At 69.8% G+C, this 10363-nt stretch carries 6 protein-coding genes; 3 read left to right on the top strand and 3 right to left on the bottom strand.

The features are described 5' to 3' along the window. Window positions 1-393: 393 nt before the first annotated feature. From AB0G32_RS36770 to AB0G32_RS36760, 3 genes are all read left to right on the top strand, one after another. Complete coding sequence (locus tag AB0G32_RS36770; protein ID WP_361173992.1) at window positions 394-633, top strand: hypothetical protein; 240 nt, start codon at window positions 394-396, stop codon at window positions 631-633. Continuing rightward, window positions 630-983, top strand: a complete 354-nt coding sequence (locus tag AB0G32_RS36765; RefSeq protein ID WP_361173989.1) for a hypothetical protein — start codon at window positions 630-632, stop codon at window positions 981-983. The genes AB0G32_RS36770 and AB0G32_RS36765 overlap by 4 nt, the downstream gene beginning before the upstream one ends. Before the next feature lie 274 nt (window positions 984-1257). Then, complete coding sequence (locus AB0G32_RS36760) at window positions 1258-1755, top strand: DUF6420 family protein (protein ID WP_361173986.1); 498 nt, start codon at window positions 1258-1260, stop codon at window positions 1753-1755. Window positions 1756-2046: 291 nt separating this feature from the next. Here AB0G32_RS36760 and AB0G32_RS36755 read toward each other — a convergent pair whose 3' ends face one another. The 3 genes from AB0G32_RS36755 to AB0G32_RS36745 all read right to left on the bottom strand — a co-directional run bounded on the left by AB0G32_RS36755 (window position 2047) and on the right by AB0G32_RS36745 (window position 9141). After that, entirely contained in the window at window positions 2047-3231 is a 1185-nt protein-coding gene (locus AB0G32_RS36755; RefSeq protein WP_361173983.1) for a hypothetical protein, read from the bottom strand. Then, window positions 3228-8486: an ATP-binding protein gene (locus tag AB0G32_RS36750; RefSeq protein WP_361173980.1), complete on the bottom strand. Its 5259-nt coding sequence runs from the start codon at window positions 8484-8486 to the stop codon at window positions 3228-3230. The genes AB0G32_RS36755 and AB0G32_RS36750 overlap by 4 nt, the downstream gene beginning before the upstream one ends. A gap of 400 nt (window positions 8487-8886) precedes the next feature. After that, window positions 8887-9141, bottom strand: a complete 255-nt coding sequence (locus AB0G32_RS36745; RefSeq protein WP_359766014.1) for an HNH endonuclease — start codon at window positions 9139-9141, stop codon at window positions 8887-8889. Between the last annotated feature and the right edge of the window lie 1222 nt (window positions 9142-10363).

Here is a 10363-nt window from a genome sequence, read left to right as displayed (position 1 = left end):
TATGTCGTCTCAGTTGTATTGCAGTCTTATGGTCTTCTAGTAGATCTCTGACCTGCGGTGCTGCAAGGAGTGAGAATACGATCAAGATGGGGTCTAACCGGCCAAGTAGTGCTCTGACCTGCGTGGCTGCAAGGATTGAGACAAGCCTGCAACCTCATTGAGAGGGCTATATGCAGGGCAGTGGGTCGGATGTGCTGTGATCATATCGGGCGGCTCCCTGGGCGGGAGGCGCGACGTTCTTCCTTGTTTTGGTAGTTGACTGCGCCGAGCCCTGGTCGACGGCCGCTGGGTTCCTTGGGCATGAGGGCTGGGGCCCGTGGCCGGGGGGAAAACGGCGGTGATGCGGCGCCTCGCCCGGCAGAATCGGGTGATCGACACGCCCTTGGGGGAGCTATGCAGGAACTCCGCTTCGACGACGTCTGGTTCACCGTGGCGGTCAGCAGCGACCAGACGTGGCTGCACCGCGCGCCGGGAGCCCACGAGCTGTCCGCCCAGCTCGCCGTCGGGGTGTCGCCCTTCACTGAGGCCGGGAAGATCCTCGCCCTGGAGGCGGACCTGTTCGGTTCGAGGCGACGGGGCAGCGCTCCCGGCTGGCCCGGACCACGGCGAACCTGGCGTACACCCCGAAGGTGACCGTCCATCGCGTGAACCTGTCGTTCCCGCTGACGTCGTTGCAGGTCCACGCGATCGAGAAGGGCCGCACCGGCGACGTCCGGTTCGAGATCGACCTCAACGCGACCCTGCCGCAGGCGCCCGGGTATCCGGGGAGCGCCCAGGACACGGCGCACATCACCATTGCCAAGAGCCGGTGGGAACAGCAGCTCGCGCAGCTGGGGCCGTCCGCCGCGTTCGAGATGGCCGTGCCGTACCCGCTTGGCGATCCGGAGCGGGACGAGGTCGGACGGACGCTGCGGGAGGCGCAGCGGCTACTGACCGTGGGCGAGATCCGGGCGTCGATCCTGGAGGTCAGGCGGGCGCTGTAGTGGGTCCGGGAGAACGTCACCTGGGACAACCCCGGGCCGAGGAAGCAAAGCAGCCAGTGCAACCAGACCGAGCGGTGGTGGCGGATCCAGGACGCCCTGTACAGCCAGACCTGCGGAGCCCTGCACAACGATGCGGTCACCAAGACCTTCAAGTACGACCGGGCCGAGGCGGAGACGCTGCTCGCGATGACCGCCGCACTGCTGCGGAACGTGCCCGCCACCAGCGCATGACGGGGCGGCCCGGCGCCCGCCCCGCGACCGAAACGAGGACCGCATGGCAATCGAGCACAACGGCATCGCAGGCCCCTACCTCGACTACGACGGACTGCCCGCCCAGCACGTGGTGGACAAGGATCTGCCGCTGATCCATCCCTACTCCCCGGTGACACCGGGCCGCTACCTCACGCCCGGCGGCGGACGACTCATCATCCGCCCGGCCGAGATGCGCGCCCACATCCGGATCACGTTGGACCACCTGGGCTGTCCTGCCCAGGTCACCGACGCGAAGAACGCCGCCTACAAGCGGCTCGCTCTGGCCGCCGAGGGCTACTGTGTGCAGGCCGGGTGCCGACACCGCGCCGCGTACGCGGACGGGGTGTTCCGCGTCTTCGAGGTGCGCAACGGAAGCATCACGCTCGCCGCGTTCGTGCGCGCCGCGCTCGCGGTCGAGCTGGGGGACTTCGCTCCCACGGACCGGCTCGTGCAGGGGGCCGAAGCACTGGCCGGGCCTGTCCGCCGGGAGGGCGAGGAAAACCAGGCCAGCAGCGGCTAGACGCCTCATGTCCGCCTGCCGCAGCGATACGGGCGAGCCCCTGAAGGCGGGTCGGTGCGGCGCCACGGGGGGGCGCCGCACCTGCGACCAGCGTAGCGATCCACCCCTCTGCCCGGGCCCGTATGTGCGACCGGACTGTAGTCCTGCGCCCATGGCTCACCTCTTAAGCACGGCAGGCGCCTCCTCCACCCACTCCGGCGTGTCGTAGGCGTCGTCGTGCTGGGATGAGTCCGCGGCGGACGCTTTAGAGGGGAGCCGTGGGGCGGGGACGCGAGCGTCGTGGGGGTGTTCTCAGTCCTCGTCGTCGGGGATGTCGTCGTCCTGGGCTGCTGTCATGTGGCTGACGTTGATACCTGCCTGGCAGCGGGAGGGGCCGATGGTGGCGTGCAGGCGGGTGAACAGGTCTGGGCGGATGAGCAGGTCCGCTCCCGCTACCACAGGCAGGAGCGGTTCAAAGCTTCCGTCGTGGACGAGGTGGCCTCGCCACTGTCGGCAGATGAGTGCTTCCCCTGCTGCGTCGCTGAGGCTGAACCCGCAGATGCCGCCTGTGGGTTGGAGTCCGAGTGCCGCCACGACGCTGGCGGCGGGTGCAAGGACGTACGGGGGCAGGCCAGGGCCGCTGCGGCGCGGGGGCGCGTCGACCATGGGCGTGGCGCTGGCGTCGGTGAGGGCCACGAGGGCCTGGTCCGTGGTGCTGATGTGCTCGGCTGCCGCTCCCGCCCGGGTGAGGGCAGGTGCCAGGCGCTGCAACGGGCGGGTCCACAGCTGCCAGGGAGCCTGGGAGACGGGCAGCGTACCGGGTGGTGGATCGTCGTCGGCAGCTTCGACACCGAAGATGATCAGTACTTGGCGGGCAGGCTGGTCTGGGTAGCGGCGTGCGGGGGTGCGTTGCCGCTCGATCAGTCCGATCTGTACCCAGCCCGCGTGTGGCCCGTCGTCCACCCGGGCAAAGGCCCGGGCGGCTTCCGGTAGGGATCGCAGGCCCGCGACCGAAGCGAGACCGAGCGGCGGCCAGGGCTGTTGCTCCTGGTGGCTGTCGCTGAACCAGGGCGCGGGATCGAGTGACCAGCCCAGCGCTCCGGGGCGTGTCAGGGGCCGGGGGACGCGGGCGAGTTCGCCGCGCAGGGCCGGGCGGAAGTCATCGCGCAGGCGTGCGGCCGCGCCGCGTTCGAAGGCCTGGGCGTTGACCAGGTGTCCGGCTTGGGCGAGCGCGGTACGCAGGCCTGCCGCGGCCTTCTGCAGGGCGTCTTCGACGGTGGCCCGATCAGCGAGATAGGCGTCGGGGAGCCGGTTACTGCTGGGATGGGTCAGCAGGTCCAGCTGGGTGCGCATTAGCGGCTCAAGATGGCCGGGGACGGCTGACGCCACAAGGTCGATGACGGCCTCACGCAGCCCGGGAGCGTGGCCGGCGGCGTCGATGCGGGCGCCCAGGTAGTGGTCGACGAGGTGGGTCGCATAGCGCCGGGGGTCCTTCATGCGCTGTCCTCGCTGCTGAGATCGGCGGCGATGGCGTGGGCAAGTGTCGGATGGGCCGCGGTTGCCGGCGGGGAGGGCGGCTGATGTCCGGCGAGGGTGAGGACGGCGGAGGCTTCCACCCGCACGGACAGCATGTCGCTGGTGCACAGGGCCACGAGCTGCTCATGCAGAGCGGCATCCAGGGGCCCGTCCGGCAGATGGCCGTGCAGGACGGTCAGGAGCCAGGTCAAAGGCCCGGCGCCGAGGTCGAAGGACAAGACGTGCGCCAGCGCGGTCTGTGCCTGGCGGGGGCGGGCGGCCAGCAGGACCGTCGCCGCGAGCAGGGCGCGGCGCTTGTCGCCGCGTTCGGGTAGGGCGATGGTGGCCACGGCAAGGCGGCACAATGCGGTGTCGATGTCGTGCTGTGTGGTCGGCTCCGGCACTGGCTGGTAGGCGCCGTCGCTGAGGCGGGCATCGCCGGGCAGACGGTGGGCGATGACGTCATACGCGGCGTCCCAGCAGGCGAGCGCGTCGGCAGCCGGGGGCCGGGAGACGTCCAGGGGCTGAATGGCGAACGCCGAGACCAGGGCCTGGCTGACGCCGACGGTGCGTCCGTAGGACGGGTTGGCGACCGCGTGGGCCACATGGTTTGCGAGGTCTTGCCTTGCGACAGCGGCATCCGCGGTGTGCGCCTGCTGCCATAGCTCCAGGCGGTCGTTGCCGGCGAAAGAGCGCCATCCGCCGCCGCCTCGGATCTTGGTGTAGGCGAGCATGCCGGCCGTCGCGGCGAGCGGGCCGAAGACGTCGGGGGCGATGCCACGGCGCAGATAAAGCCCGGCAGCCACATCGGCGAGGACATCAACGGGGCCAGAGGCGTTCATCTCCTGGGCGATCCGGTGCAACAACTGGGCGGCCGCGTCGCGCCCTTGGCGTTCGGTGATCTCCACAAGCCGCCATCCGACCGCGTTGGCCAGCGCATCGGCCGACCACCGGGGCCCCTGCGGGTCGTCGTACGCCTTGCTGCTGCAGTCACGGACCGCGGCGAGGACACCGGCCGCGCCTTGCGGCAGCACGGGGCGCTGCTGGGCGTGCAGAAAGGCGCTGGTGGGGTAACGCCCTTTGGGGCCGGACCAGTTGCGGGAGGATTTGCTGGGCACGGGCCTGGGCGTCCAGGGCGGGCCGCCCTCACCGCCCAGACGCTGTGCCGCCGCACGCAGGGCAGGGGTCGGCGTGTCCCCGGCCAGGTGCGATGCGTGGATCAGTGTCTGGGCGTCATAGGTGGAGGTGATCGCGTTGGCGAGCACCGGCAGGAGACCTACCGCGTGTGCCGCGTCGTCGCCGGGCAGATCGGCGAGTCTGCCGAGCAGGGCGATGTCGGCGTCGAGCCTGCGGCCGCGGGGGCCAGCGGCGATACGGAGCGCTGCCAGGACGACGGGGTCGGCTGAGTTGGCCTGCATGGCCAGCAGCTGTTGGTGGGCCGCGTCCACCCGGGCATCGGGCAGTCCCGGCTCGGTCAGCAGCACCTGGGCGGCCAGCTGCGCGGCGGCTCGCGGATCCAGGTCTGCGAGAAGACGCCACCACTCCTGTGGTGTTCCCGCCGTGCCCCGTCCGTCGGTGCACTCCGCCACGAGATACACGAGCGGCTGCGTACGCGCCAGCCGCACCCGTGCCTGGACCGGGTCGGCCTGCACCAGCTGGGGGAGCGGATCCAGCAGTTCCTCAATGGTGATGTCCTTGTGGCCGCCGTAAGCGCCCATGTAACGGGCGGCACGTTCCCAGCAGCGCTGCGCCTCGCCCGGGTCGCCGCAGGCGAGACTCACGCGGGCCATCTCGAGTTCGAAGTCGGCATCCTCCGCATACATCGAACGGCTGCCGGCCTGCGCCGTGCGCAGCGTGCGCATCAGCTCGTTAATGACGCCGGCCCCGGCCTGGCCCACGCTGTGGGCCAGCAGGGACAGCAGCTCCGTGGTGATCAGTGGACCAGACCCGGCCATGCCCATCAGGGACGTGGTGGTGCCTCGGCTGACGGTCTGCAGAGACGTGATGCCCAGGGCGACGTCGTTGCCGCGCAGCAGGGCGACCGCCTCGTGCAGAACCTGCCGCACGAGCCGGTGGATGTCCCCGAGCTCGCTGGCATTGGGCCGGCCCGTGAACGCGGCCGCGTGCCGGGCCAGTTGCTCAAGCGCCACACGTGCGGCAGTGGACGCGCGCTCGGAGGGGATGCGGCCCGCATCGACGTCGCGGCCCAGACCGAGCGTGGTGACGGCGAACCGCAGCCAGGCACGGTAGAAACCCTCGCCGTCCAGGAGGGGCAGCAGCCGGGCAGGCGCCTGTGGATCAGCTGCCTGGGCCACCGCCAGCAGCTCCAGCCGCCTGCTGACCGGCCCCGACAGGTCGCCGTAACGGCCGCTCAGCACCGCGTGGGTGGCTTCCTGAAGCACCGTGGTGACGTCCCCGCGGAAGACCTCCTCTGCCAGATCCTCCGCCGGCACGCCGTGGTCCAGCAGACGCCGCGGGCCGCACGCAGCTGTGGCCCAGGCCGCGGCGGCCAGCGTGCGCGCCGACGGCAGCATGCTGCCCGCACTGTCTCGGGCGTCGGCGAGATGCAGCAAAAGAGCCGCACGCCGTTCGGGACGCTCGATGAGCGCCGCGCTCTCCAGCAGCGGCTCGGCGCCGAGGCAGTCCAGCAGCACACCGAGCGCCGGTTCGGGGGAGCCCAACGCCTCCTGATCAAGGAACCGGGCCACCCGCTGAGCAAGCGTGAACGGGTGGCCTTCCGACGACTCGCGCTTGTCGGCACCATGGCCAGGCAGCCTGATCCGCCCACGCAACTCCGCCAGGAACCCCGCCTCATCGCCCGCGGAACCGTCGTGGCCAGACTTACCACCGCGATCCTTGTCCCAGGCCGCCAGATACGCCTCCCACGGGGCGGCGAACCCGGCCCGGTCGACCGCTGCACACAACTGCAGGCCCCACCGCGCAGACAGCGTTGGCACACCCTCATACAGCAGGCCCGCCGCCACATGGTCGGCTCCCGACAGCGCCACCAGCACATCCGCATACGGCACCAGGGAACCTGGCAGGCCTTCTTCCTCATAGGTCGACCGCGCCCGGCTCAGTTCGATGCAGCGCACCAGCGTCGGCCAATCACGGCACGCCGCCGCCCGCCGGGCGACGACGGCCAGGGTGTGGACGATGGCCTGCGGCGGCTGCAGTCCGGCAATTGCACGGGAGAGGAAGTCGGGCCCGATCAGCAGGGCCAGGTCCTCGTCCCGGCCCAGAGCGGACAAGAGTTCGGGCAGGTGCCGGAAGGCACGCGCGTCCGTGAAAAACCCGCGCTGGGAAAGCCACTGGGCGGCCTGGGTCCGGACCTGGTCCACCCACCGGGAGTCACCCTCGGCCCGGCGCACGAAACGGCTGAAGCTCTCGTGGTGGATCTTCAGCCCGCCGATCCCCGGCTGCTGCGCGATGATCGGTGCCACCCGGGTCAGGGCGGCACCGATCATCATCGCCGGCATCGGGAAAATCTCCCCGAGCTCGTCCGCGCTGACAGCGAAGTCGCAGACTGCCAGCGTGCTGACCGCGTAACGCTGCTCGACCGTCAAAGCCTGCAGCAGATAGGCGTAGTAGTCGTCCAGGTCGTGCGCCGATGACGGAACCGCGCGCAGCCGCTCAAGGGGATCACCCACAGCGCCCGGCGCAAGCGATGCGCCAAGACCAGGAGCCGGGCCCACGGCCTGACGGCACAGATACGTGGCGTAAAGAGCGTTGCCTCGTGAGCGCTCTTCGATCAAGGTGACAGCGGCCTCAGCATCCGTGGCAGCCCCCAGAGCAGCCGACGGCGCCAGCGCCGACAGCACACCCAGACGCTCCGCCAACGCACCCAGCTCGGCGCGGTCGAGAGGAGGAACGGTCAAACGGGCGGCCCGGGCGTCGACCGCCTCCAGATGAGGGCCGGGCTGACTGGCCAGGACCAGAACGGCGCCGGGCGGCAGGCTGAGCGCGGTGAGTTCCTCGACCAAGCAGGCCGCCGGATCCACCGGCCCACTGAACGCGCCGCCACTGCTGTGCCCAAGAACCCGGCTGACGTGATCGATCCCGTCCACGACCAACGCGACGGGCCGATCCGGGGCCAGGCCGCGCACAGCCGTGACCGCTGCCACGAGCGTCTCCTTGGTGGCCGCGTAGCGGGGCCTGACCTGCGCCACCGCCTCCGGTGCGGCGCTCTCCAGCTGCCGCAACAGGCTGCCGATCACCACCTCGGTCAGCACCCGCTCACTACGGTCGGCATCCGCAACGCCGAGCCAGCAGTGATGCCGTACCGCCAGCCAGGTTGGGGCCAGTGCGTCGCCGAGCTGCTCGCACAACCACGACTTGCCGATGCCGGGAGCGCCGGTGACCACCACGACACCGCCCTGCTGCGCGGTGTCCTCCACGGCAGCGATCACTCTGGTGAGTACGGCGGGGCGGGCCACCTCGGTGGCACGGTCGACGGGGTGGCCCTCACGCACAGCCCCGAAGTCGGTCCCCAAGCCAAGGCGGGGAAGCAGGTCCTCGGCCGTTACCGTGCCCGTCCGGCTGCGGGCCGCCTTGGCCGTCTCGATGAGAGCCAGCGCCACCTCCTCGGCCGTACGGGTCCGGTTCGGCGGCCGTCCGGCACCGAGTTCCTCGGTGATGCGGTGCAGCAGGGCCGCCTCGGCCGGCCCGGGCTCGCGGATGTTGAGCGAGCACGCCGCAACGCCCGTGTCGACGATCAGGCAGGCGCAGGCACGCTCGAGCACGTCATCTCTGACAGCGGCGAGCATGGACTTCCACGGATCGTGGGCCCGCAGCGCAGCAGCGTCGAACCGAAACCGCCTGCTGCTCAGGCCATACAGCGCCGGCCCCGGGTCGAAGCCCGTACCGACTGGCCGCAGCACGCGCATCAGATCAGGTTCGTCCGGCTCTGTGTCGCGGACCACGAGACGGTGCGAGGTAGCGGGTTGTGAGGTGAGGTCACGGTCGATGGAGGAGAAAAGGAGATCCAGGCGCAGGCCCCGGCTGTCCTTGATGAAACTCTCCGCCGACAACGCGCGGTCGTGATCCGTGTGCTTGATCTGCAGTCGCTCGCGGCTGCCGGTGCCCCACTCGCACGTGATGTCATCGAACCGGTCCCCGGCGAACATCTTCGTGTCTACGGTCACCGACCTCGCATGTCCCACCGCCAGGTCCACCAGACGCAGCGCGGTGAGCAGATCCTGGTAGGCGTAACCGAGGTGCGTCGGGCGCAACCCCATGGTTACCTCCAGCGTGGTGTGCTTGCTGCGCCCGCCCCCGGCGCCCGCCGCATTCAGCCTAACCGCCCCCGGGCCCCCGAGGCGGAAGCGGCCGCGCCGGATGCACGGACACGGCGCAGAGGCTCCCCGCATCCGACGCCAGCGCGGTGTGTTGGGCTGTTTGGCACAGCACCCGTACGCATGCGGATTGGATAGAGGCAGGGTGACCAGGCGATCTACCGAGATCTGCCTTCGCTGCTCGCGCAGGTCTCTTGCGCATCGGCGGTCTGCCGTCGAAAAGTCCTACGGCTGCGCTGGACGAGGTCATGCATCCGGTGGGTAGCACGGCAAGCGGCGGCCTGGGGGGTCGGTAAGGCGGCGGCACCGCGTATCCGTCGCACACGGGTTGGAACCCCTGAGATCACAGGCCAGTGCGCGCGGCAGACGGCTTGCGGTAGCGCGGTGCCTTCTTTCCGAGCCGCCATTCCATGACGGTCCGGTCCCCCTTGGCCAAGTTGCAGTCCGGACAGGCGGGCACCAGGTTGCCGATCCCGTCCGCCCCGCCCCGGGAAATGGGCAGTACGTGCTCCTGGTGCAGGGACGCCGAGGACTCGCCGCAGTAGGCGCACGCGTCCGCGTACCGGCCCCACAGCCGGGCCAGATCACGTTCAGTCACGAGGTGCCGGCGGACGGCGGCCAGCATCGCCCGCCGCTGATGATTCCCTCGTCGCTTCGCAGCGCGCACCCTTTCCGGATCGGCTTCGAAGTAGGCACGCCGGGAACACCGGCCTGAGCAGAACATCCGGTGCGCCGTACTGAGCGGCATCCGCGTGCCGCACTGCACGCATGGACGTGACCGCAGGGCCGTTCCGACTCTTCGTTTGTACTGGGCTTTCAGATAACACTCCTGCCCGCAGTACTTGGCGGTGGCTCGACGATGTGACAGATGACCGCCGCACCATCCGCAAGCCTGGTCCCTCAGGACCGGCGTGTAGTTGGCGCGATACCAGCAACCGTGACCGCAGTACTTGCGCAGAGCGTGGGCACCGGCTTCGAGTGCCGCGCCGCAGACGGCGCACTCCCGTCCCTGTTTGGCCTCGGCGCGTCGAAGTTTACGATGTTCCGCCTGCGCCTGGTTATTGCTGTCGACCTGGCACTCGATCGAGCAGTAGAGCGCCAGGACACCTCTGTGCGACGGGACAGGGCGTTCGCAGCCCTTGCAGAACACCGCCCCTGGCCGGCGCGAGGGCTTTCGGCAGTTCGGACAGCTCGTCGGCTTGCGTCCAGGCTTGTTGCCAGCAACGTCGAAGGCGCCCCCGCAGGCGTCGCACCACAGCGTTATCGAGGCAGGCCTGAGGGCGGCTCGACGCGCTCGACGCCTGCGCAGCCTCTCCTCATGCGGTATGACGTCCGGCTGACGAGGGACATGACCGAGAGATGCATAGCTGCATTTCCTACTGCAGTAGCGGGCGTTGGCATTGCGGTGAGCGATATCAGCGCCGCACTCCAGGCACCGTTTGTCGCCGCGGACCACGCGCAGCTTCTCGCGCTGCGCTGAATGGTAGACAGCGGCTGTGCGGGTCTTGGCGGCGACGCGGTGTTCCTCGCAGCAGAAGCGGGGCGGAGCCCCAACACGGTCTGGACGAGTGAACTGGGCATCGCATTCCTGGCATACCAGCATGGTCGGTCGGCGGGCCTCTCGGACGCAGGTGTCCGAGCAGTACTTCGCCAGTCCGTGCCGGTGGCTGATGTCCACGCCACACACGGCGCATCCCCGCATCGTGCGGTTCACCCCTTTCACGGCACAGGGCACGACCGCAGCGCGGGCGATGACCAGCCCTCTGCGGCCGTACCTCATGGAGATCACCTGAAGACGGCAATGATCAGTGGTGACGAGA

Source organism: Streptomyces sp. NPDC023723 (genome assembly GCF_040639815.1).
In the GTDB taxonomy this organism is placed as follows: Bacteria; Actinomycetota; Actinomycetes; order Streptomycetales; family Streptomycetaceae; genus Streptomyces.
The sequence above is the reverse complement of the archived record's forward strand: the minus strand, read 5'-3'. Positions and strand labels throughout refer to the sequence as shown.